A 24,114-nucleotide genomic window follows, 5' to 3' on the forward strand; every position below is an offset into this window, starting at 1 on the left:
ATTCTTATATCATGTTCTAAAAAATCTTCTCAAGGCACTAATCTCTACAAATACATCGTGAAGCCTCTCAAATAATAATCCACCAGTAAACCAATATGGAGCATAATCTAATCTTATTACTCCTAAAATTGAGTATGGACTTCTTGAATAATCCCACGGACATACGCCTATAACAGCTCTTAATAATGTACCGGTAAGAAATTCTACTGCAAATATTAATAAGGTATACACACCTCCTCTTAAAACTACCGGCCATTTTCTTATTCTGTTATGGATAGGTTCTAAAAAAATCATCATTCCGTATATAGGAAGCATCCATATACACGTCCATCCACGTAGAATTACATCACCTTTTATTAAGGAACCTAGACCAGTCCAGAAAATTTCCACACACCATCCTACTAAGCCATAAATTATAAATCTTGTAAACTTCATTTCCATATACATATTTTTAACACTATAATTTTAAATATGTATATGTTGCTTATTATTTAGTAAATTATTTTCACATACTAAATACTACTTTTGCATCTTGTCAATCCCGCTGTTTTTGCTGAATTTACTGCTATTTCATATTCCTTTTTATCTATTCTTCTACTCAATTTATTAAATTCATGTGCTTTATATGCAGGATAATACTGTGCCATAATATTTACATAGGTATCTTTAGATATTTCCTCTGCTATAAAATTCATTATTTTTTCTGTTCCTGCTAAATTCTCTGGCATCACTAAATGTCTAATAAGCAGTCCTTTATAAGCTATATTCCTATCATCAGTTTTTAAATTACCTACCTGCCTATACATCTCTTTTACAGCGGCTTTTGCTATTGTATAATAGTTTTTTACTCCTAAGTATTTTTCTGCAATATCATCATCATAAAACTTTATATCAGGCATATAAATATCAACTATTCCCTCTAGTAATCTTAAAGTATCTGTTAGATCATATCCATTTGAATTATATACTATTGGTATATTAAGTCCCTTCTCAGCTCCTATGAATATAGCTTCTATTATTTGAGGTACTATATGGGCTGCAGATACAACAGCATTCTCTAGTGTCTTACAATAGCCTCTTTCTCCAACAAGTCTATTTACACCACATTGATGAGGGCAAAGTACACAATTTTGCAACATTTGTTTTAAAATTTTAACTCTATTTTCCAATTCACCATTTGACAACAAATTCAAATATCCAGGCGTAGTCATAAGTCTCATCCTTTACTTTTAAAATATTTATAAGTATATGATTTATTTTTCCCTCTATCTGAAAATAATATAAACATCTATATTCATAAAGAAGATTCTTGACTTAAGGTGATGTAGTAACTGCCTATAAAACAATGCACTGTTACAAACCTTACAAAAATGTAAGGTTTAAATTTAAATTGTAAGACAAATCAATGGCTCATAATGCATATATTCATTATAATTTTATTGTAAAAAGAAACTTAATTTAAATAACAAATGGAGAAATTAAATATGAAAAAATTAATATCCGTCTTAGTTATATTAAATATTTTGATATGTGGAATAGCTTTAGCAGGAACTATCTCTACTAAAACAAATCTTGAAAAAATTATTGTAGAAAAACCTGAAATCCAATTAAATACTCACTATTCCTATAAAACTTATAAAAACAATAAAATAAATTCAGATATAGAAAATCATATTAGCTACTCATTATTACAAGATAGCCAACATAAAACTCAATTTTTAAATACTCATAACCACTTTTCTAATTTACGTATTACTGTTTGTAAAGTACTCAAATTATACAACATAATATAACATTATATATCAAATAAACAACTTAATAATTTTATTATGAGAATATACATTGATTTATATGATATACTATGTACTAACGTTAAATTCATATACTAAAATAGCAAGCTCAAAATAAAAGAATGTTGCATGGCAACATTCTTATTTTCCTTCTTCTGGCTCAAACAATTTATATCTAAATTCAAAAGGTTCTTTTGAGTCCAATCTATAGGTACCATTTTACCTTAATTAATTCGGAGTCCTTTTTTTATATTAACTTATACTACTAAATCCTTATTTAAATTCTTAAAAGCTACAGAAAGCATTAATTTTATACGATTGAGCTGATTAACCTCACTAGATCCTGGGTCATAATCTATAGGTGCAATATTAGATAATGGATACGCTCTTCTAAGCTCTTTTATCATTCCTTTTCCTGTTATATGATTTGGAAGACACGCAAAAGGCTGAAGGCAAACTATGTTATTTACTCCACTTTCAATAAGCTCAATCATCTCTCCTGTTAGGAACCATCCCTCTCCTGTCTGGTTCCCAAGAGATAGAAATCTTTTTGCACCATGAGCTATCTCTTGTATTGATTTTGGAGCTTCAAATCTCTTGCTTTCTTGCAATGCTTTTTTCATATGTTTTCTGTAATATTCAATAGCCTTTATTGAAATATTTCCTGAAAACATACTCCAAAAACTTCCTGATAATTCTTTATATTGAACTACACTATCATAAGCAGAGTATAAAAAGAAGTCAATCAAATCTGGTACTACAGCCTCTGCTCCTTCTGCTTCCAGTAATTCTACAATATTATTATTGGCAGTAGGATGGAACTTAACTAAAATTTCACCTACAACTCCTACTTTTGGCTTCACTAAATCCTCATATATCTGTAGATTGTCAAAATCCCTAACTATTTTATATATATTTTGTTTAAACTCTCTTCTGCTACCATTTCTCAATGACTTCATACACTTGTCTACCCATTCTTCATACATCATATTTGCCGAACCTGGAATTTTCTCATATGGCCTCACTCTAAACAGCAGCCTCATTAGAAGATCACCATAAACAACTCCCATAATCAAGTTATCTATCATTGGAAGTGTTATCTTAAATCCTGGATTCTTCTCAAGTCCAGCTGCATTTAAAGAAATAACTGGTACATACTCCATACCTGCATCCTTTAATGCTTTTCTGATGAAAGCAATATAGTTGGTAGCTCTGCATCCTCCCCCTGTTTGTGATATCATAACAGAAGTATTGTTCAAATCATATTTGCCTGATTTTAGAGCCTCCATTATCTGACCTATGACTATAATAGATGGATAGCAAGCATCGTTGTTTACATATCTTAACCCTTCATCAATAGCTGCCTTGTCTACTGACGGTAGAATCTCAATGTTATAACCCGCTTTTTCAAACCCAGGTTTTAAAAACCGGAAATGTATTGGAGACATTTGCGGTGCTAAGATTGTATGCTTTTTCTTCATTTCCTCTGTAAACAATATTCTCTCAGGATTTTCATATAATTTCTTAGGTTCCAAGTTTCTCTTAGCTCTCTCTTCAATAGCAGCAATCAATGAACGCAGACGAATTCTTGCAGCCCCTAAGTTATTAATTTCATCTATCTTAAGTGCAGTATATATCTTTCCATAGTTCTCTAAAATCTCTTTTACCTGGTCTGTTGTTACAGCATCTAAGCCACATCCAAAGGAGTTAAGTTGAATCAATTCCAAGTTCTTTTGTTGTGCAGCGTAAGAAGCTGCTGCATACATTCTTGAGTGATATACCCACTGGTCGACAACACGAAGAGGTCTTTCTATCTTTCCTAAATGCCCTATGGAATCCTCACATAAAACTGCAAATCCAAAGGATTTAATCATTTCAGGTACACCGTGGTTTATTTCAGGGTCAATATGATAAGGTCTGCCTGCAAGAACAATGCCTTTAATATTATTTTCATTTATATATTTAATGGCTTCTTCTCCTTTTCTTCTTACATCCTCCTTATATCTGTCTAATTCTTCATAAGCTTTACTAACAGCTGCTATTATCTCTTGTTTTGTTATTCCTTCTGCTGCTAATTCTTCACTCAATCGTTTAACCATTCTCTTAGGATCATCAATAGGTAAAAATGGATAATAAAAAATAATATTATTGTCTCTTAAAATATCCATATTAGCCTTAATTGTTTCTGGATAAGAAGTAACTATTGGACAGTTATAATGATTATTTGCCTGCTTATCCTCCTGCCTATTATATGGTATACATGGATAAAATATTTTCTTGATTCCTCTATTTACTAAATCAACAATATGTCCATGCACAAGTTTTCCAGGATAGCAAACAGATTCTGAAGGTATAGTCTCCATTCCCAGTTCGTAAATCCTTTTTGATGAGCGGCTTGAAATCTCAACCCTATACCCTAACTCAGTAAAAAATGTAAACCAGAAAGGATAATCCTCGTACATATTAAGCACTCTTGGTAACCCAACAGTTCCTCTTTTAGCTTCATTTTTAGATAGTGACTTGTAATTAAATACTCTCTTATATTTATATTCATACAAGTTTGGAATATCATTTTCTACCTTTTCTATTCCTGCTCCTCTTTCACATCTATTTCCTGAAACAAATTCACGCCCATCAGAAAATTGTTTAATAGTTATTAAACAGTTGTTTCCACAAAATTCACAACGTTTCATGGATGTATCTATTTTAAATTCTTTTAGATCCTCACCTGTCAAAAGACTTGTTTTATATCCAGCTTTATAACGTTCTTTTGCAATTAAAGCTGAGCCGAAAGCTCCCATTATTCCTGCAATATCTGGACGTACAACCTCTCTGTCAATGATTTTCTCTAAAGCTCTAAGTACTGCGTCATTATAGAAGGTTCCACCTTGAACAACAACCTTTGTACCTAATTCCTCTGTATTCCTCAATCTTATTACCTTAAATAAAGCATTTTTTATAACTGATATTGAAATTCCAGCAGAAATATCACTTACCTCTGCTCCTTCTTTCTGTGCTTGCTTTACTTTAGAATTCATAAATACAGTACAGCGTGTTCCCAAATCTACAGGATTCTTTGACTTTACTGCTTCTATGGCGAAATCCTTAACCTTCATATTTAATGAATTTCCAAAGGTTTCTATAAAAGAACCGCAGCCTGATGAACAAGCTTCATTTAACATAATGGACTCAATAACTCCATTGTTAATCTTCAAGCTTTTCATGTCCTGTCCACCTATATCTAAAACAAAATCAACACCCTTCAAGAAGAAATCAGCTGCTTTATAGTGGGCTACAGTTTCAATTTCTCCAATATCTACTTTAAGTGCAGATTTTATAAGATGTTCTCCATAACCTGTAACAGCAGAATTCATAATTTTTGTATTCTCATTTAACTTTCCATATAAATCTCCTAACACTTTAATAGTAGACTCCAATGGGCTTCCCATATTGCTTCCATAGTGAGAATATAATAAACTTCCTTCTTCATCTATTAGTGCAACTTTTGTTGTAGTAGATCCTGCATCTATACCTAAATAAGCATTTCCTTCATAGCTTTCTAAATCCGCTCTTTTTACTTTATGTTTTGAATGTCTTTTCTTAAATTCTTTATACTCTTCATCATTTGCAAATAAAGGCTGTAACTTTTCACTCTCACTATTATTCATTTTATAAATACCTGGAACCCTTTCATATAAACATTCAAAAGAAAAAGGTTCTTCATTTTTTGAGGACAAGGCAGCTCCTATTGCTACAAAGTATTGCGAATCTTCTGGGAAGATTATATTATTGTCTTTAAGTTTAAGAGTTTCAATAAATCTTTTTCTAAGCTCGGACATAAAATGTAATGGTCCACCTAAGAATGCTACATTACCACTAATAGGTCTTCCCTGTGCCAGTCCACTAATAGTTTGATTTACAACTGCTTGGAAAACAGATGCAGCAATATCCTCTTTTGCAGCTCCTTCATTTAATAAAGGCTGAATATCAGTTTTGGCAAATACACCGCATCTAGATGCAATAGGATAGATATTCTTATAATCCTTTGCCAGTTCATTTAACCCTGAAGCATCAGTCTGAAGTAATGCCGCCATTTGATCAATAAAAGCACCAGTACCACCAGCACAAGTTCCATTCATTCTTTGTTCAACAGATTCTCCTAAATAAGTAATCTTAGCATCTTCACCACCAAGCTCAATTGCAGCATCAGTGTTAGGAATTACCTTTTCAATAGCATTAGTACAAGCAATAACCTCTTGGATAAAGGGTACCTGCAGCTTTTGGGAAATATTAAATCCTCCAGAACCTGTAATCATTATCGTTAATAAATTTCTCTTGAATATAGATTTTGCCTCTTCCAACATGGAAACAACTGTGTTTTTGATATCCGAAAAATGTCTTATATACTTCTTATAAAGAATATTATTATTATTGTCTAAAACAACCATTTTTACTGTTGTTGAACCAACATCAAGTCCAACATTTAAAACTCTGTTCATTTCTATTCCTCCCACATTTCACTAAAGAAATATATGAAATTTATAACAATAAATTTTTAGGTACCCTCTAATAACTTCACTAAAAAAACTAAGAGGTTATCCCCTTAGCAAATGTTTTAACATGATTCAGAACATAGGTTTCCATGCTCTAAATCCCATTCTATATTATTTTGAAACAATATTTTAAACTTTTCCTGTTGTGCTCAAATTCTTCATATAATCCTTCCAATAATTTCCCATAAACAAATGTTATCAAGGACTAACAAGAGTATGTCTATTATACCACCCAATACCAATATTATCAATCTCTTTAAAACGCTTACATATTTTTTATTATATTTTGGAATTGATCTCAACACTAATTATTTCATAAATAATAAAATAAAAAGTGCATACTTACTTCATAATAATATTTAGTTTATAATTATCTTATATGCAAATATATAAAATAAAATTACATTATTAACAGTAACAACAGGTTCATAAAACTAACATAAAAATGCTTTATGAAAAAAATTATTTTATACGTATATTTTAAGGAGGTTTATTTCATGGATAAAAATATGGAATGGATTATTGAAAAGAAAGTTGAAAGAACAATTGAAAATCTAGAAAAAAATAATATGCAAGCTTATTATGTGAAAGATGAGGACTCTTTACTTAATAAAATTCACGAGCTTATAAATGAAGGCGATACAATATCAGTAGGGGGATCTATGACTCTTTTTGAAACAGGAGTTATAGATATGCTTCGCAGTGGAAAATATAATTTTCTAGATAGATATAATCCTGATTTAAGCAAAGAAGATATTAAAGAGATTTACAGAAAAAGCTTTTTTGCTGATGCATATTTCACAAGCAGCAATGCAGTAACTGAGGATGGTGAACTTTATAATGTAGATGGAAATGGTAATAGAGTAGCTGCTATGATTTATGGTCCTGATAAGGTAATAGTTATTATTGGAACTAATAAAATAGTAAAGAATGTAGATGAAGCCATTGAAAGAAATAGACGCTTGGCTGCTCCTGCAAATACTAAAAGATTAAATAAGAAAACACCTTGTGCAACTCTAGGTTATTGCGTAGATTGTAATAGTCCTGAAAGAATTTGTAATGATTATGTTTTAATAAGAAAACAAGGACAAAAAGGAAGAATTCATGTTATAATTGTGGGCAAAGAATTAGGATACTAAATAAATCAAAAATTTTTCCTACCTATATAAGATTTAGATAAATCAAATAAGGAGCTATTCTAAACACTATAAATTTAATGTTAGAATAGCTTTTATTATAATTTACAATTTAAAGACATCTACTAATTCTGTCATTTCTTTTGTGATTTTCCTTAATCCTTGAGCTGTAGAAGCTACTTCTTCAGTAGAAGCATTCATTTCTTCAGAGGATGCTGCTATTTCTTCCGCAGAAGCTGAAACCTCTTCTGCAATTGCAGAAGTACTTTCTATTTTTTCTAAAATAATCTTGTTGTTACTACCTATATCTGTAAACAAACTATTAGCTTGTTCAATTTTAGGTCCTATATCTTCTAGAGCTTTAATTATATTACTAAATGAGCCTATTGCATTCTTTACAATTGTATCTTGATTAACCAGCTCATTATTCATTACTTCAGTAGTACTTATAATTATGTTTGTATCATTTGATATATTATTAATCAATGAATTTATATCCAGTGAAGATGTTTTAGACTGTTCTGCAAGTTTTCTAATCTCATCAGCAACTACAGCAAATCCTTTTCCAGCTTCACCAGCTCGTGCTGCTTCAATAGCTGCATTTAATGCCAATAAATTTGTTTGATCAGCAATACTGTTTATAACATTTGTTATTTCATCTATTCTATTTATATTTTGTCCAAAATTCAAAATTTTAGAAACAAAAGAATTAAACGATTCTGATGATTGCTTCATAGAATTTATTAAATCTTGCATATCATTATTACTGCCATCCGCTATACTCTGAATTTCCTGACTTTTTGAATCTACACCTTCTATCACTTTTGCAACAATTCCCAATTCTTCACTAAAGCCATTCAATATATTAGTAATTTCAACCAAATCTTCTGCCTGACATCCTGTTCCTTGTGCTACATCTTGTATAGCATTTGTAACATTTTCAGATGAAGATGCCATTTCTTCAGATATATCAGACAAACTATCAGAAGCTTCATCCATATTTTCAGATTTTTCTTTAACCATATGCAAAAGCTTAGAAATGTTAGTTACTGTATTATTTAGAGATTTTTTCATCATACCAAATTCATTGTTACTATCTAAATCTATATTGACAGCAAAATCCCCTTTAGAAATTGTATCTAATATTTCTGTCATTTCTTTAGTTTCACTTCTTACAGCTTTAATTATACAATATGAAATAAATACTAATACAATTGCACCTACTCCAAAAATAATTATAAATATTTTTACACTTTTATTATACAGTTTCTCTGCTTGTATATTTAATTCTTGCGCTACTTTCAGATCATAATCTTTTAATTCTTTTAGAGAATTTTCTATTTCTATTCCCAAACTTCTAAAATTCTCATATTGTTCCCTATCTATAGGTTGCCTTTTCGCTAATTCATTATTAACTTTATTCCATATATTCATATATTCAGCATAGTTACTTTTGAACTTTTCTATTTCTTTCACTTCAAATTCATCCATTTTACTTGATGTGTAACTTGCTAATCTTTTAGCTATTATTTCATCATACTTCTTTATCTGTGTATCATAGCTACTATCATATTTGTTGTAAGCTGCAGTAATAAGAACTCTTATATTTAAAAAATCTGCTCTTATTGAAGTTGCATCCGTAATAGGAACTAATCTATCCTTATACATAATTGACATATTGTTTTTAATTTCCTTCATGTTTGATAATCCAATACCTACTATCAAAGAACCTACTATCATTGCTAAAACTATTATTGCTACAATATTTGTCACTATTTTTGCACTTTTAAATCTTTTAATCATAACCTTCCCCCTATTCTTTCTACTTAAAGATTACAAAAGCTGCACCTTTACTAACACTATAAGTTAATAATTAGTGCAGCTTGGCGATCATAGAATAACCTATTCTTTAGACCCATAGCTTTGCGACTCTATCTTTCAATAGATGTGCCCGATTTCATTTTTTTGTAAGATACATCCTATAATATAGGATATATTAATTTTCATTTTTAGTCAACATTTTCTATTTTTCACCAAAATTCAAATGAAGACTATTTATACCAAGTTATCATGTACCCCTAAGTAATCTTTTTCAACAAAAACAAACCTAAAATAGTTAAACTATTATTAGGCTTATTTTACTTTTTTCATTTATTTTTTATTACTTATAGCCAAAAATAACCATACAAATTTTTAGCTGTATTCCAATATGACCTTACTTCCCCCTTCTCCCTGTTTAGCAGGTGTTACTACAAGTTTAACAGGAACTCTATTTTTAAGTTCTTCCACGTGGCTTATTATTCCTACTGATAGTCTTGAACTGTGGAGTTTTTCAAGAGAATTCATAACAATCTCTAAAAGTTCTGTATCAAGAGTACCAAATCCCTCATCAAGGAAGAAAAATTCCAATGGTGCGCTGCCTTTCAACTGAACTTGAGAAGATAGTGCTAAAGCTAGTGCAAGAGATGTTAAAAATGTTTCCCCTCCTGAAAGAGTGCTAGTATCCCTTATTTCACCACCGTTATAATCATCTCTTATGGTAAAGTTGCCTTCGCTGTCAATTTCAAGTGCATATCTGTCTCTGGTTATATTTTTTAATCTTCTGGATGCCTCTCTTGCAATGTACTTAAGTTGATTCATTGCCGCAAACTCTACAAATTTATTTCCTTCAATCAGCTTTCCTAAATCATTTAGAAGACTTAACTTATGATTTAATTCTTTTTCCTTCTTCCTAAGTTCCTTTAAATCTTCCATATCTTTTTCCATGTCCTCTATAGTCTTTTGAATAGCTGCTATCTCTTTTATTTTTATATTTAATAATTTTTCATTATCAATTCTATATTTTTTAATTTCTTCCCATTTTTCTTCTTCAATAAACTCTCCATTTAGCTTTTTCTCTATTCTAGATATATTATTTTTTATGTTCTTTAACTCATCCTCATATTTGTTAATTTCATCTTCTATTCTTTTTATCTCTTCTTCGTTTAGTAGAACTTTTATTATTTCATTTTCATCACTAAAATTATTTTCCTTTAAAGTAGCTTTCAATTTTTCTTCTTGCTCTTTATATAAGCTGCTTAGTATTATTTTACTCTGCTCCAAGCTTACTTTTGCATCCCATATTTCTTGCCTTTGCTTTTTGTCTTTCTCCAGTACTATTTTAAGTCTGTCACTAGCTTCATTAATTCCTTTAATTTCTTTTCTAACCACTTCAATATATTCTTGCGGATCTTTACCGGAAGTAAGCTTTTGAAGTTCCTCCTCTTCACTTTTAATAACACTTGCTTTTTCTTTTCCACTCTGTAATATCTTAGAAAGTTCAATGTCTAATTCCTTAAGTCTTGCATTTAATTCTTCCTTATCTTTGTCCATTTTTTCAATTAGACTTCTTAACTGTCTTTGATTATTCTGAATAACTCTACTTTCCTTTTCAGCTTTCTTTATCTCTTCAATTCTCAAACCTATATCTTCTAAATTCAGTTCTTTCTTTAGCGATAAATATTTTTCAGAACACTTATCTAACATTTCATTTTCTTTTGATAAATCCTTTTTAATCTCTTCCAAAGAATTTTTCTCATTTTTCAGAACTTCACCAATCTTTGCTTCCATCATATCCAGCTTTATCTTATTTTCTTTTTCGCTCTTTATTTTATTGTTTATTTCTTCTTTTTCCTTATTATACTTTTCTATTTTATTTTTCAGCTCTACAAACTCTCTCTCTTCTTTTTCCTTTTCTTCCTTAAATTTTAATAACTCAACATCTTTTAACTCTTTTTCTATTCCACTTAATTCATTTTTTATATATTCTTCTTCTTTTTCATAAGCTATAAGCTTAATAGAAAAATTATTAATACTCTCATTGGCATTTTTAAGCAGCACTTCAAGATGAGTTTTTTCTTCCTGCTTTTCTAATAGTAATTTTCTGTCTATCTTTTCTACCGAAATAGTATGGTGAGTAGAACCACAAACAGGACATGGTTTTCCTTCCTCTAAATCATCTGCTAAAATACTAGCTAAATTTTTCTTATTTATATGATCTATTTCTTTATCTGTGGCAGCTAATTCTTCTTGTCTTCTTACTAAATTTTCTTTCATAAGCTTTAAATTTTCTTCTATAGGATTTTTATGTTTATAAAGCTCTTTTAATTTTTCTTCTAATTCCTTTTTCTTATTGTCATTTTTTATAGCCTTCTCTAACATTTCTCTGCAGCGGCTTACTTTTTCTGATTTTTCTAAGAGAGCGGAATTATCTACTGGATTTTCTTTTTCTATTTCTTTATTTCTATTTTCCATTTCTATAACTAAACCATTCTGTTTATTCTGCTTCTCTACAATATCTTTATATTCTTTTTCTACATTAATAATATTTTTGTCTTTATTCTTAATTTTTAAATCTAATTCTTCTTTTTTCTGCAATACTTGTTTATATTCTTTCTCTTTGTCAAAGGTATACTGTACTTTTTCTCTATACTCAGGCTCAATACTTATTTCATTCAACCTATTATCTATTTCTTCTATATTTTTAAGCTTCTCTTCTCTATTTGAAAGTATTAAGTTTAATTTTTTCTCTAATGCATTCATTTCACCTTTAATTTTATTATAATCTTTACGCAATTCTTCTCTTTCTAATTTTAATCTTGCTATCTTTTTATTTATTTCTATTGCCTGCTGAAGATTAGCTTCTTTTTTAATAAGTTCAGGTATTTTTTTTTCTTTTCTTTCTAAAATCTCATTATAGTTTTTCTCTACAACTTCTAATTCTTCATCTATATTTTTTAGTTTAATCTCTAAGCTCTTTAATTCTGCTTCATTATCTTTAATTTGCTTCTCTGTTTCCTTTATGCTATCAATAAAAGGTTTTACATTTAACGCCTTTTTAGCTTTATCAACACTTTCTTTTTTTGATAAAATCTCTCCACTTCTGTCATCTAAACTTTTTTGAAGTTCTTTATACTCTTTAAGCTCATTTTGAAGTTCATATATCCCCTTGTATTTATCATAATCTCTGTTTATTTTCTTCTTTTCTTCCGTTAAATGTTCTTCCTCTTCTATAAGATTTTTAAGTTGAAGCTTTCTTTCTTTAAATATATCTTCTGTTAAACCTTCATACTTTTTCAGTTCACCGCTTAATATATTTTCTTCCTTTATTTTTTCATTTCTAACTTTCTTTATCTTATCACTTAAATTTTTTCCGTACTTTTCAAGAGCAAAAATTCTCTCCAGCATATCCCTTTTATCTTTTCCTGTAAGCTTTAAAAATTCACTGAATTTTCCTTGTGGAAGTACTACTGAACGAGTAAAATCCTCTGAAGTAAGCCCTATAATTTTTTCAATTTCCTTTTGAACATCCTTTGGTCCTTCTGCAAGTATCTTGTTTTCTATCTGGTTATTTTCAATAAGTCGTGCATACCTAGTTTTATAGGAGCCATTTTTGTCTATTCTCATATTTCTCTCTGCAATATAAGTTTTTCTTTCTCCTCCTACACCAATTTCAAATTCATAGCTTACATTCAAATTTTTAGTTATAGTATTTATATATCCCTTATTGGTTCTTGTAATCTTTCCATATAAAGCTATAGTTATTGCATCTAAAATTGTAGATTTACCACTTCCTGTTGGCCCAAAAATTCCAAACAGCCCCTTCTCTGCAAGCCTTTCAAAATCAATTTTTTGCTCTTCTTCAAAAGAATTTAACCCAACTATTTTAAGCATCTTAGGCTTCATATTCTTCACCTTCTTCCTCTCCAGCAATACTTAAAAACAACTCCATAATTTCATCACTTGGTTCTACCATTCTTTGCTTTGCATAAAACTCTTTAAAAAGCTCTCCCATACTTTTTTCCTTTATATTATAAAACTCTTCATTTTCTTCATCTTCACCCTTGATTATAGGTCTTATTTCAAGAATATCTTTCTTTAAGAATTTCATTGTTTTTATATCTTCTTGAGTTATATACTTATCTGTTTTTATCTCTAAATATACCCACATTTCTTTTTCACAATTTTCTTCACATTTTTTTATAGCTTCTTCTACAGACTCACATCTCCAAACTTCTATGGGCTTGTAATTTTTTAAATAAACCTTATCTACAACCGCTTTTTCCCCTGCCTTAACATCAACAACATAGCAGCACTTTGTATATCCAACTTCACTTTTGCTGTATTGAAGTGGAGAACCTGAATAAACACACTTAGTTTTTCCTTTTATCTCTTGTGGCTTATGCAAATGTCCAAGTGCAACATACTGAGCTTTTTCTGGAATAACTCCTACCCCTACAGCAAGACTTCCTCCAAGCTGTATTTGCCTTTCCGAATCAGATTCTTCTCCTCCTAAAATAAACAAATGCGATACAGCTAAATTAATAGTGTCTTCTCTATATTTTTCTGAAAGTAATGAAAACAACTCTTCAACTCGTGCAGAATAACTTTTTTGCCTGTCTTCCTCCTCAATACTGTTGGACAAAACCTCATTCAACCTCTTTTCACTAGGATAAGGCAAAGTTATTATTACTGCTTTCTCTCCTTTTATATCTATTTCAACAAATCCTTCTCCCGCATCTACTATTTGGTATTCTCCACATTTTCCTATTTCAGAACTACTTTTAGGTCTGCCTAAGAGAATTACCCCCTGCTCATAGGCCAATGGACTTGCAGCAGCAAGTCTCTCTGGATTATCATGATTTCCGGCTATAACTAATACAAGCCTTTTTCCATTATTACAGATTTCTTTTAAGGCACCATAAAACATTCTCTCTGCTCTTGCTGGTGGATTGCTATTATCATATATATCTCCAGATATTATTACCATATCTACATTTTTCTCTTCTACTATCTCTACAAAATCCTTTATAAATTTCTCTTGCTCATCCATTCTGCTGGCACCTTCCAAGTTCTTACCAAGATGCCAATCAGAAGTATGTAATATCCTCATAAATTCACCCTCTCACTCATCTGTACTATATATAACTAAGTTTTAAAATTAACTTTTATTAAAATTTTGCATAAGCAAAGTATCTTTCACACTACTCAATTGATCATTGAGTAGTGAATATTGATAATTGCAATACAAATATATTTTAACATTACATATATATAATAAGGTAGAAAAATTAAATACATTATTGGTAATAATTTTAAAAATATTTTACATAAAAAAAGAGTTAAGTTACAAAATATAATCTAAATTGCAACTCAACTCTTATTCTATATTCTAAATGAATAACGCCCCTATATCTGCCCTAATATATATTTATGTTTATTCTTCGTCACTTGTTCTTCTCAATTTTAAACCCCATAATGTAAGAACAATAAGTAATACTCCCCCTGCTAATACTACATTAGTTGTTGCTAAACTACCATTCTCAGTTTTGAAGTATTCTATTAAACCTGTAGAGTGTACAAAGATAATCATAATTGCTAGTGGTGCAAGGAATTTAACAGCAAAACTATATATGCCACCCCATGAGAAAGAATATAATCCATCACTTTCAATTTCTTTAATAGCATTCTTTATACCCCAAACCCCTGATGCAAAAACACATACCAATACTCCACCTAATGGTAAGGATATATTTGCTGTAAAGAAATCAAATAGGTCAAAGAAATTCTTTCCTAATATTTTAACTTCAGCCCATGGACCAAAAGATAATGTACTTGGTATTGATAGTGCAAATAATGCTAAAGCTATTAAAACTGTAGCTTTTTTTCTACCCATGTTAAACTGCTCTGTAACAAAGGCTACAACTACTTCCATCAAAGATATAGTTGACGTTAAAGCAGCAATTCCAATTAATAAGAAAAATAGAGTTTCAAAAAAAGCTCCAAATGGCATAGCTTTAAATACAGCTGGAAGAGTAACGAATATTAATCCTGGTCCTTGATCAGGTTTAAGCCCATATGCAAAAACTGCTGGGAAAATAACTACTCCTGCCATTAAAGCAATTAGTGTATCTGCTATAGTTACTTGAACTGCTAACTTAAGAAGATTTTCTTTTTTATCTATATAACTACCATAAGTCATTATTATTGCCATACCTAAACTTAAAGAATAGAAAGAATGTCCAAGTGCTTCTAAAACACCCTCTTTAGTTAACTTTGAAAAATCAGGTTTAAATAAGAATTCTAATCCTTTTGAAGCTCCGTCTAAAGTTACAGATCTAATCATTAGTCCAACTAAGATTAATAACAATACTGGCATCAATATCTTACTGCATTTTTCTATACCAGTTTTAACTCCTAAAATTACAATAGAAGCTGTCAATGCAAGTACAACAAAAGTCCATACTATTGGTTCAGTTCCACCAGAAATTACCCCACCAAAATAATCTCCTAATTTATCTGGTGCAACATTCATCAACTGACCTGAAGCTGACCTTACTAAATATGAAAATACCCAACCTGCTATCATAGCATAGAAAGAAAGTATGATAAATGCTGTTGAAACAGATACAACTCCTGATAAATACCACGGTTTATTTGGTTCTAATTCTTTAAATGCGCCCACCGCATTCTTATGAGTTTTTCTTCCAAGTGCAAATTCAGTTAACATTACAGGAAGACCTACTAACACAATACATGCTAAATAAACTAAAATAAATGCTGCTCCCCCATTTTGTCCTGTAATGTACGGAAATTTCCATATATTTCCTAGACCTATCGCAGATCCTGCTGCTGCTGCTAAAATACCTAATCTTGATCCAAAATTATCTCTTTTCATATGTTAAACCCCCTCTTTGAAATATTTTTAATTCTATATAACTACATTTTTAAGAATATTTTACTATTGATTGTTACAAAAATTACGTCTCAATTAGCCCCCTTTAGTTTTAATTTCTATAAATGATTTTCAGTAATTCAAAATATCTAAGAATATTGATATAAATAAAAAACTCTCGCCTCTATGAACGTATACTTAATATACTTCATAGGGACGAGAGTTTATCTATCGTGGTACCACCCTAATTTACATTTTATTAAAATGCCTCATTATTCAAGTCGACGTAAAATCCAAATAATTTTCACTTGGTAAATTACATAACCATAGCCATGTATCGGTGGCAACCGTCCTCATCTACTCAAAAATAATTTCTTTCAATTTGGCAGCTCTGGAGTGATCATTATATACCTATTTTAACGCCAACTTCCAGCATACATTGGCTCTCTGCAGTTAAAAACAAAGTATTTTTCTCTCCGTCGTCACTTTATCTTGTTAAATTACCGAAATTCTTACTCACAATTATATATATCATTTAAAAGATTGTCAACATTTTTTTATAAAATTTTCTAAATAACCTTAATTAGTGATATATTGTTAAATTTTAAAAAAATTCGTAATATTTAAAACATTTTCTTCTTCCCTAACTATTTTTTAGGGCAAAAGCCTGTTTTATAAGTCATTCATTTTATACTAATCATGTTCTATTTTTATCTTATATTTACTAATCTTTCTGTAAATTGTCGCCCTGCTTATACCTAAAACTTTAGCAGCCTCTTCAGCATTACCATGGCAAGCTATTAATGCTTTTTTAATATTTTGCTCTTCCACTACTTTAAGTGGTTGTATATCTTCTACCATTAAATCTAATTTACTTATGTTCTCTTCTGAAAAACTCTTTTCCAACTTTTCTTTTCCTTTTATCAGGTTAAGTAAATATTTTTCAGTGATTATATCACTATCACAGAGGTAATATGCTTTTTCTATAATATTTCTAAGTTCTCTTATATTACCTTCCCATTTATACTCTTTTAACCTTGCTATGGCACTGCTATCTATAGCTTTACTGCCTTCCAAATTATTTTCATTTAACTTTTTCATAAAATGCTTTATTAAAGCTTCTATATCTTCTTTTCTATCTTCAAGATCCATTAATCGTATACCTATAACATTTAGCCTATAGTAAAGATCATACCTAAAATTTTTCTTATCCACTTCTTCCAATAGATTTTTATTGGTTGCTGATATTACTCTTACATTTATCTTTTTTTCATAAGTAGATCCAACTCTTATAATTTTATGATTATCTAAAACCCTTAATAGCTTTGACTGTATATCAAGAGGAAGCTCTCCTATTTCGTCTAAAAATATAGTTCCTCCCTCTGCCAGTTCAAATTTCCCAGGATATCCTCCCTTATTTGCTCCTGTAAAAGCACCTTTTTCATAACCAAAAAGTTCACTTTCAAACAATTCTCTTGGAATAGCAGCACAATTAACAGCAACAAAAGGTCCTTTTGCTCTATTACTGTAATTATGGATTGCTTGAGCAAAAACTTCTTTACCTGTTCCACTAGAACCCTCTAATAGAATGTTACAATCCGTATTTGCAGCTTTTTTAGCATATTGTATATTTTTCTTCATATACTGATTTTTTGTTATTATATTTTTAAAGGTATATGCCGCACTATATCCGACAACATTATTTACAACTTTATGGATATGCTTTGTATCTCTAAAAGTTATAACAATACCTGTAATCTTATTATCTTTTACTATAGGAACTAAATTTGTAACACAACGAATTTTATTTCCATTTACAGTAAATGTACAGTCTTCTCTTTTATAGACTTCATTGTTAATAAAACACTTGTCAACTAATTTATAATTATCAAAAATATCTTTTATATTAGTTTCAATTAATGCCTCTCTCTCCAATCCAAGTATTCTAAAAGCCATTTTATTAAGATCTGTTATATTTAATTTATTATTTAAAACAAGAATACCATCTGAAATGCTGTTAAATATAGCCTGTAACAATTCATTTTTCATGATAATATACACCTTCTTTTTATATTAGAATTGTATATATTATCTCATATCTATATCAAATATAAAATAGTACCTAAACTAAATATTGTAATTATTTTAAAATTCCTACCATCAAAATAGAATACTCTCCATAGAAAAGTTCTACAGAGAGTATTAAACTTGGGATTTATTTTATTATTGTTAGCAATCATTTAGGATTTATATAATTACCATAATTGTAATATTGTTTGACTCTAGTTGTCAGTACTATTATTAGTAATTAGTTAATTAACATCATTATCTTCCTCTAACAATAAGATGTTCCTAAAAGAATTCTGTTAAAAGCCTTTTCATTGGTTAAATTTTTAACTTTCAAATGTTCAATAACATGTTTTCTACCTCTTTTATACATCATTTCCATTAATAGGTTTGATAGAAAAGCACATGAAACATTTTGTAAATCTATGAAATCTAATGTAATATTATCATCTAAATAACTCTCAACCATTTCCTTTAATATTATAGCATCCTCTGGTTTAATATCAGTTCCTAACACTTCTTTAACCATTATTTCTCTCATACATATAACCTCCCCATCTATTTCAATGATTTTCCTTTATTTATCATATTAATGTTTTTCTTCTGTTATATTTTTTGTTTCTCTTTCTATATCTGTAGTATAACACCCTTAAAATATATTGTCAACCATTTAACAAAGTTTTTTGAAATTTTTTTATTTTTCAAAATTTTATATCATAATAGTATCTATTACTAATACTCTCTTCTAACTACATATAAATAAAATAAGACAGGATTACCTGCCCTATTTTATTTAAAATCATATTTATTTTTTGATTCTATTCCACTTTCATTATATTTATTCTGCTCTATAGTTTGAACTATTTGATTTTTAGCAAACTGTCCCTGACTTTTATTATGCTTTTTATTATAGTTTTTTTTATTGTCATTTTTAACCTGAGCACGATCCTTCAACAAAAACACCTCCAAAATAATCTATGAAATTTAAAACATATTCTCACTTTTTAGGATATCCTTAAATTTATATTTTATCCAACAGCCAATTAACCATATTCCCAAATACTCTGCAATATAATGTATTTAAATAATACTTTTATGAATAGTTTTACATCTAATTTCATATTTATGTTATATACAAACAATATGATGATAGGAAGGTGTTACTATGTTTGATAAGTTAAAAAAGAGTCACAAACCTTATGTGAAAAAAATTATGTATCAGCTCTATCCTGATAAATGCTGTGATACAGATACACTCTGCTCAAAATTTATTAAAAAATACCATAAAATTGTACGAGCTTCTATAAAAGATTTGGAGAAATGCCGCTTAATAGAAAGTATGGACACCCTGCTTAGTAACTCTGAAAAAAAATATACACTAACACTTTATGGAAAGTCTTTTATGGATGCAGAAATTAGTTTGAACCAAAACGAAGAACAAGAAGCTTAAAATATAAGAAACCATAAATATAGTTTTGATCTATATTTATGGTTTCTTATGTATTTAACTTATAAATACATAGGGCTTATAGGTAATTAATCATTCTACTGGTTGTGTATAGAATTGTATGCTTCCAAAACTCTTTTAAATTCTGATCCTTCACCTATTGACGCATATTCTACCTCACCATTTCTATTTACTTCTCTATATGCATTAGCCTCGTCTGAACCTTTTTGTGATACTATAACATATTTATCATTTCCGATTTTTAATGCGTCGACTATTTCCAACTCAACTTTCTTTCCAAACTCATTTTTAACTTCTATAGTTTGCTTATTTTCCATGATAAATCTCTCCCTCTGTTAAATATGTATTGATTTTCCTTATACTTTATTATTCTCCATTTGGATTAAATATATTTATCCAATTCCCTATTTTTCTATTTGACTTCGATATTTTTCTTTAATTACTACACCGTTAATCAAATTTTATCAACTAATTAGCAGTACAAGCTTTCATCCATCGCTAAGTCCAAGCATAAAAATAGAGCTAATTCTTATTAGCTCTAAACGTCAAATTTATATTTTAAAAATATTTATATAAGATTTCTTTCATATTATCTTCAAAACCCCATCCAATTCCTTTACTTCTTAAAACCAGTTCCTTTGCTTTTTTATAAAATAAATCTTCCAGCTCATTTTTGAAAATATAATTTAATGCCTTATCAAAAACTCCTTCAACACTTATATAAAATCTCTCTCCAATATCTCCATAGGATTTTGTAAATTTCAAAGCAATATCTACATAATAGAGCATTAATTCAGCTACATTATAGGATATTGTTGCTTTTCTTTGAAATTCAATTATAGCCTCACTTACTACAGAATATCTCATTTTAACATCTGCTTTTCCTGGGAAAAATTCCTCTTTTATAATATGTTTATATTTATTTAGCAGTTCTTTTTCCAGTTTAGGGTTTATTCTTAAATCATAATATTCTCTTACTTCCGGAAACAATCTGATCAAATCCTGTATATCAGTTTTTAATTCATCAGCTTTTAATGAACTTAAATATTCCATATACTTATTTTGTTCCATTTTCATTTAGCCTCTATATCCTCTTTTAATAACTTCAAACTTCTCTATGGTATATTCCTCATCTTCGCTAATGCCTGCCTTTTTCAATGCTCTTTCAAGCTGTCTTTCAGCAGTCTCAACTCCATATACATTTGGAAGTAAACAAGAACTTTTTGAACCAGCTTTTACAAAAATTCCATATCTTTTAGGGTTTAATTCTTCTTTTTTAGCTGTCTTTACATCATGAATGATATATATTGAATACTCTAATTCAGCTAACTCTTCTTTTCTAACTTTACTAAATTTATTATTACCACGTCCAGCTTCTACTACATTTTTAATTATTTCTCTAGCAATACAATCAGTTGCTGGATGCACAGTACCCTTGCATCCTCTTACTTCTCCATGCTTTTTTATTAAAACCAAAACTCCTTCTCGTTCTTTTAACATTTTCTCGTGAACTAAGGGAATTCTTAGATATACGCCTTTTTTAAAATAATGCTCCAAGCTCTGTCTTGCTAATTTTGCATATATGTCTTCATATCTATTACTGCCTTTAATACTGCAGTAAGATGGCAATATTAAATCTCTATCCAATATGTTTTCCATTAATTACACCCCCATATAAATTTTACCATTAATTGTAAGGCAAGTATATAACTTTGTTGAATTTTAAATAAAATCTATATGGGATTAGGATAAAATCGCTTCACAATTTTATTCTAATATTCTTTATCTTTCCTATATTCATCATTTTTCTGTATCATTGAATATTTTTCATTATTGTTATATAGATAAGCATCATAAGTTGTATCTATAGTAATCCAAGTGTTTGAATCTTCAAGATATACTTCATTCCATGCGTGGTAGGTATCAATGTCACTTCTGTATCCTTTAACAAGTTTTGTTGGTATTCCAATACTTCTTGTCATTGCTGCAAAGAGAGCTGAGTAGTCATAGCAGATACCTTTTAAATTTTTGAATGTATCATTGATGTCTGGAACATAATCTGATTGAATGTGGTTTATCTTATCATAATCATACTTTACATTCTTTACTACAAATTCATAAATAGCTTGTACTTTTTCCATTGAAGTATTTTTTCCTTTTGTTAATTCTTTAGCTTTTTTAATTGCATCCATGTCTTCATTCCAATTTATTATTTGAATAGAATTTAAATAAACCTGCTTTTCATTATCTATCTTAACATCTACATCTTGTCCTTTTACAACTTTATATTTATCCCCATCTTTATTTTCTAAAACCTTTATATTATATTTTCCGCTTCCTAATTGAAGAGGGAACCTTTCCTGATTATTATCTTTTATATCATAAAAATATCTAACTGTATCTTTTTCTATCATTAATTTAACTTTATTATTATTGCTACTTGAATAACCTACACTTATTATTCCTTTATTCAAATTTGAATTATCAAATATACTATTTTGTATTTCCTGAGCCAGTACTATATTGGCAGGTAATATAACCGAAACTAGCATTGCTGCTAACATTTTTTTTATTTTGTTTAACATATAAAACTCTCCTTTCGGTAGCTGGCTGCCATCAAATTGGAAGGCCCTATAGCTTTGCGTCCCTACCTTTCGATAGGTTTGCTATTATCGCTGAAAAGTTTTACACCAATAAATTTTCCGATATTCAGTTTTTTTGCATACAAAAAACTCTTCTTTCGGTAGCTGGCTGCCATCAACTGGAAGGCCCTGTAGCTTTGCGTCCCTACCTTTCGATAGGTTTGCCTTTATCGGTGAAAAGCTCCCACCAATAACATATTCTTTTAGGAGGTTTGGATTTGTACATATTCTGTACCCCTCCTATACTACATTATATGCAGCATACTATCTATTTGTGCTTATTTTACACAAAAATTAAAATGAAAATTTAATTTCATTTTGCCTAGATACATTTTAAAAATCCGAAGGAATGCACTCCTTCGGATTTGAATTAGATTTTATTCATTATCAAATTTTATATCTTTTTTTCTAATTAGCACTCCTGATAATACCATGCCAATTCCTGATAGATAATATATAAAAGGATTCTCTTCCCCTGTTTTAGGAAGCACTGGAGTTCCTTCAGGTACTTTATCTTCTGGAACTGTTATTTCACCATCAGAAGCTTTTTCTATTTCTTTTACTACAACAATTCTTGTTACCTCATATGCTTTATTTCCTGCTGAATCACTTACATTATAGGTAATAATATAGTTTCCCGGAATATTTGTATTTACCTCATCATCCTTACCATTCACTTTTATTTCAATTTTATCTGTGATATCTCCATCAACATCATCTACAGCTGTTGCTCCTAATTCTTCATATTTCTCTCCAAATTTAACAACAATTTTTGAATCACCATTTAATGTAATTACAGGTCTTTTCTTATCTGGATTACCTTCTGGAATTTCTGGCTCTTCCGGAACTATTATTTCCTCTTCTACTACTACAGTCCTTGTAACTTCATCTGCTTTATTTCCTGCTGAATCTTTTACATTGTAAGTTATTATATATTTTCCAGCAGTATTCGTATCAACATTTCCCTTAACCACAATTTTATCTGTTATATTTCCATCTTCCTTATCGTATGCTTCAGCTCCTGCATCTGAATATGATTCACCTACTTTAATGTTTACTGTTTTGGCACCTAGTAATGTGATTTTTGGTTTTTCATTTGTAATTTTGTTAGAACTACTTCTGTTTCTACTGCTACTACTGTGATGCCCTGATCCTCCTGTTTCATAGCTGCATACAAAACTCAAATCAAAATTACATCCTAAACCTTGAACACTATTTCCTGCTTCTTTGTCCATTGATATTATTATACCCATTTTAATCTGTTTATCTGGATTTATTAAAATTGTATCACTTCCATCAAGTAATATACTTTGTTTAAGTAATGTATCCAAACTGCCATTAAATATTTGTCTATTTTGTTGACTATCTTGATTTTGGATTATATTAACATTTACATATTTTACAAAATCTTTATACCTATCATCATTTGCTGAAATACTTTCTCCACTATAATTTAACTTAAAACTGTTTAGTGATATCTTTTCAAGCTTATTTGAATAGCTATAATCATTAAATATATAAAATTCTTTTGAAATACCAGTTCCTGGAGCTATACCTGCATCATCTAAAGTAAAAATCGCTTCACCATTTTGCTTGCTTATAGAAAAGGTTGGAGCAGCTTTTACAGGTTTAGCAACTAAACTTGAAAAAATAAATATACCCATTACCACTACAACAACTTTTCTAAAAAAGCTTTTTGTAATCTTAACCACATTCTCACCTTCTTTCTCCTAATATTACTTAAA

At 29.6% G+C, this 24,114-nt stretch carries 18 protein-coding genes, 3 riboswitches and 1 other annotated feature; of the genes, 3 read left to right on the plus strand and 15 right to left on the minus strand.

Translation table 11 applies throughout. The annotated features are described in order from the left end of the window. Positions 1 to 9: 9 nt before the first annotated feature. Positions 10 to 441, minus strand: coding sequence for a putative ABC transporter permease (locus tag OIO11_RS04965; RefSeq protein WP_326497921.1), 432 nt, complete (start codon positions 439 to 441; stop codon positions 10 to 12). A 71-nt stretch (positions 442 to 512) separates the two neighbouring features. After that, on the minus strand, positions 513 to 1,211 hold the full coding sequence (locus OIO11_RS04970; protein ID WP_268070291.1) for a radical SAM protein: 699 nt from the start codon (positions 1,209 to 1,211) through the stop codon (positions 513 to 515). 273 nt (positions 1,212 to 1,484) lie between these two features. Between OIO11_RS04970 and OIO11_RS04975 the strand changes: the two genes are divergently transcribed. Further along, positions 1,485 to 1,793 carry a hypothetical protein gene (locus OIO11_RS04975; RefSeq protein WP_268070293.1) on the plus strand — a complete coding sequence of 103 codons (309 nt, stop codon included), beginning with the start codon at positions 1,485 to 1,487 and terminating at the stop codon, positions 1,791 to 1,793. A 254-nt stretch (positions 1,794 to 2,047) separates the two neighbouring features. Here the strand turns inward: OIO11_RS04975 and OIO11_RS04980 are convergent, their stop codons facing one another. Beyond that, complete coding sequence (locus OIO11_RS04980; protein ID WP_268070295.1) at positions 2,048 to 6,289, minus strand: 2-hydroxyacyl-CoA dehydratase; 4,242 nt, start codon at positions 6,287 to 6,289, stop codon at positions 2,048 to 2,050. 551 nt (positions 6,290 to 6,840) lie between these two features. On the opposite strand from OIO11_RS04980, the gene OIO11_RS04985 reads away from it, so the two are divergent. Next, the gene (locus OIO11_RS04985; RefSeq protein ID WP_268070296.1) at positions 6,841 to 7,482 is read left to right on the plus strand and encodes a lactate utilization protein; all 642 of its coding nucleotides are present in this window, start codon (positions 6,841 to 6,843) and stop codon (positions 7,480 to 7,482) included. A gap of 102 nt (positions 7,483 to 7,584) precedes the next feature. Here the strand turns inward: OIO11_RS04985 and OIO11_RS04990 are convergent, their stop codons facing one another. The 7 genes from OIO11_RS04990 to OIO11_RS05020 form a co-directional block, all read right to left on the minus strand. After that, entirely contained in the window at positions 7,585 to 9,282 is a 1,698-nt protein-coding gene (locus OIO11_RS04990; RefSeq protein WP_268070297.1) for a methyl-accepting chemotaxis protein, read from the minus strand. A gap of 71 nt (positions 9,283 to 9,353) precedes the next feature. Further along, positions 9,354 to 9,441: riboswitch (cyclic di-GMP riboswitch) on the minus strand. Positions 9,442 to 9,672: 231 nt separating this feature from the next. Continuing rightward, on the minus strand, positions 9,673 to 13,203 hold the full coding sequence (locus OIO11_RS04995) for an AAA family ATPase (protein ID WP_268070298.1): 3,531 nt from the start codon (positions 13,201 to 13,203) through the stop codon (positions 9,673 to 9,675). Then, positions 13,193 to 14,410 (minus strand): exonuclease SbcCD subunit D, encoded by a 1,218-nt coding sequence (locus OIO11_RS05000; protein ID WP_268070300.1) that lies wholly within the window; start codon positions 14,408 to 14,410, stop codon positions 13,193 to 13,195. The genes OIO11_RS04995 and OIO11_RS05000 overlap by 11 nt, the downstream gene beginning before the upstream one ends. Before the next feature lie 324 nt (positions 14,411 to 14,734). Beyond that, positions 14,735 to 16,195 carry a sodium-dependent transporter gene (locus OIO11_RS05005; protein WP_268070302.1) on the minus strand — a complete coding sequence of 487 codons (1,461 nt, stop codon included), beginning with the start codon at positions 16,193 to 16,195 and terminating at the stop codon, positions 14,735 to 14,737. 206 nt (positions 16,196 to 16,401) lie between these two features. Beyond that, positions 16,402 to 16,684 (minus strand) — a binding site (T-box leader). A 201-nt stretch (positions 16,685 to 16,885) separates the two neighbouring features. Then, complete coding sequence (locus tag OIO11_RS05010) at positions 16,886 to 18,241, minus strand: sigma-54 interaction domain-containing protein (protein WP_268070303.1); 1,356 nt, start codon at positions 18,239 to 18,241, stop codon at positions 16,886 to 16,888. Between the two features lie 286 nt (positions 18,242 to 18,527). Beyond that, entirely contained in the window at positions 18,528 to 18,800 is a 273-nt protein-coding gene (locus tag OIO11_RS05015; RefSeq protein ID WP_268070304.1) for an STAS-like domain-containing protein, read from the minus strand. A gap of 248 nt (positions 18,801 to 19,048) precedes the next feature. Then, on the minus strand, positions 19,049 to 19,213 hold the full coding sequence (locus tag OIO11_RS05020) for a hypothetical protein (RefSeq protein WP_268070306.1): 165 nt from the start codon (positions 19,211 to 19,213) through the stop codon (positions 19,049 to 19,051). A 211-nt stretch (positions 19,214 to 19,424) separates the two neighbouring features. Here OIO11_RS05020 and OIO11_RS05025 point away from each other — a divergent pair, with 211 nt between their 5' ends. Next, on the plus strand, positions 19,425 to 19,709 hold the full coding sequence (locus tag OIO11_RS05025) for a hypothetical protein (RefSeq protein ID WP_268070308.1): 285 nt from the start codon (positions 19,425 to 19,427) through the stop codon (positions 19,707 to 19,709). Positions 19,710 to 19,804: 95 nt separating this feature from the next. On the opposite strand, the gene OIO11_RS05030 is transcribed toward OIO11_RS05025, so the two are convergent. The 5 genes from OIO11_RS05030 to OIO11_RS05050 form a co-directional block, all read right to left on the minus strand. Next, a complete protein-coding gene (locus OIO11_RS05030; RefSeq protein ID WP_268070310.1) occupies positions 19,805 to 20,044 on the minus strand; it encodes a DUF1292 domain-containing protein in 240 nt (79 codons plus the stop codon). A 241-nt stretch (positions 20,045 to 20,285) separates the two neighbouring features. Then, positions 20,286 to 20,798 carry a DUF6155 family protein gene (locus tag OIO11_RS05035; protein ID WP_268070312.1) on the minus strand — a complete coding sequence of 171 codons (513 nt, stop codon included), beginning with the start codon at positions 20,796 to 20,798 and terminating at the stop codon, positions 20,286 to 20,288. 6 nt (positions 20,799 to 20,804) lie between these two features. Next, positions 20,805 to 21,386, minus strand: coding sequence for an AMMECR1 domain-containing protein (locus OIO11_RS05040; protein ID WP_268070314.1), 582 nt, complete (start codon positions 21,384 to 21,386; stop codon positions 20,805 to 20,807). A gap of 113 nt (positions 21,387 to 21,499) precedes the next feature. Beyond that, on the minus strand, positions 21,500 to 22,312 hold the full coding sequence (locus OIO11_RS05045) for a transglutaminase-like domain-containing protein (RefSeq protein ID WP_268070316.1): 813 nt from the start codon (positions 22,310 to 22,312) through the stop codon (positions 21,500 to 21,502). 13 nt (positions 22,313 to 22,325) lie between these two features. Next, positions 22,326 to 22,405, minus strand: a riboswitch (cyclic di-GMP riboswitch). 61 nt (positions 22,406 to 22,466) lie between these two features. Further along, positions 22,467 to 22,545, minus strand: a riboswitch (cyclic di-GMP riboswitch). Between the two features lie 201 nt (positions 22,546 to 22,746). Beyond that, on the minus strand, positions 22,747 to 24,081 hold the full coding sequence (locus OIO11_RS05050) for an immunoglobulin-like domain-containing protein (protein WP_268070318.1): 1,335 nt from the start codon (positions 24,079 to 24,081) through the stop codon (positions 22,747 to 22,749). Between the last annotated feature and the right edge of the window lie 33 nt (positions 24,082 to 24,114).

The sequence above is a fragment of the Clostridium sp. ZS2-4 genome (assembly GCF_026719745.1).
Taxonomy (GTDB): domain Bacteria; phylum Bacillota; class Clostridia; order Clostridiales; family Clostridiaceae; genus Clostridium_H.

Bases quoted from the DNA above. Each gene is read 5' to 3' on its own strand.
- OIO11_RS05030 (WP_268070310.1), bottom strand. From the start codon at position 20,044: ATGGAAAATAAGCAAACTATAGAAGTTAAAAATGAGTTTGGAAAGAAA.
- OIO11_RS04980 (WP_268070295.1), bottom strand. From the start codon at position 6,289: ATGAACAGAGTTTTAAATGTTGGACTTGATGTTGGTTCAACAACAGTA.
- OIO11_RS04990 (WP_268070297.1), bottom strand. From the start codon at position 9,282: ATGATTAAAAGATTTAAAAGTGCAAAAATAGTGACAAATATTGTAGCA.
- OIO11_RS05040 (WP_268070314.1), bottom strand. From the start codon at position 21,386: ATGGAAAACATATTGGATAGAGATTTAATATTGCCATCTTACTGCAGT.
- OIO11_RS05035 (WP_268070312.1), bottom strand. From the start codon at position 20,798: ATGGAACAAAATAAGTATATGGAATATTTAAGTTCATTAAAAGCTGAT.
- OIO11_RS04985 (WP_268070296.1), top strand. From the start codon at position 6,841: ATGGATAAAAATATGGAATGGATTATTGAAAAGAAAGTTGAAAGAACA.
- OIO11_RS05000 (WP_268070300.1), bottom strand. From the start codon at position 14,410: ATGAGGATATTACATACTTCTGATTGGCATCTTGGTAAGAACTTGGAA.
- OIO11_RS04970 (WP_268070291.1), bottom strand. From the start codon at position 1,211: ATGACTACGCCTGGATATTTGAATTTGTTGTCAAATGGTGAATTGGAA.
- OIO11_RS04995 (WP_268070298.1), bottom strand. From the start codon at position 13,203: ATGAAGCCTAAGATGCTTAAAATAGTTGGGTTAAATTCTTTTGAAGAA.
- OIO11_RS05025 (WP_268070308.1), top strand. From the start codon at position 19,425: ATGTTTGATAAGTTAAAAAAGAGTCACAAACCTTATGTGAAAAAAATT.
- OIO11_RS04965 (WP_326497921.1), bottom strand. From the start codon at position 441: ATGGAAATGAAGTTTACAAGATTTATAATTTATGGCTTAGTAGGATGG.
- OIO11_RS05045 (WP_268070316.1), bottom strand. From the start codon at position 22,312: ATGTTAAACAAAATAAAAAAAATGTTAGCAGCAATGCTAGTTTCGGTT.
- OIO11_RS05015 (WP_268070304.1), bottom strand. From the start codon at position 18,800: ATGAGAGAAATAATGGTTAAAGAAGTGTTAGGAACTGATATTAAACCA.
- OIO11_RS04975 (WP_268070293.1), top strand. From the start codon at position 1,485: ATGAAAAAATTAATATCCGTCTTAGTTATATTAAATATTTTGATATGT.
- OIO11_RS05010 (WP_268070303.1), bottom strand. From the start codon at position 18,241: ATGAAAAATGAATTGTTACAGGCTATATTTAACAGCATTTCAGATGGT.
- OIO11_RS05005 (WP_268070302.1), bottom strand. From the start codon at position 16,195: ATGAAAAGAGATAATTTTGGATCAAGATTAGGTATTTTAGCAGCAGCA.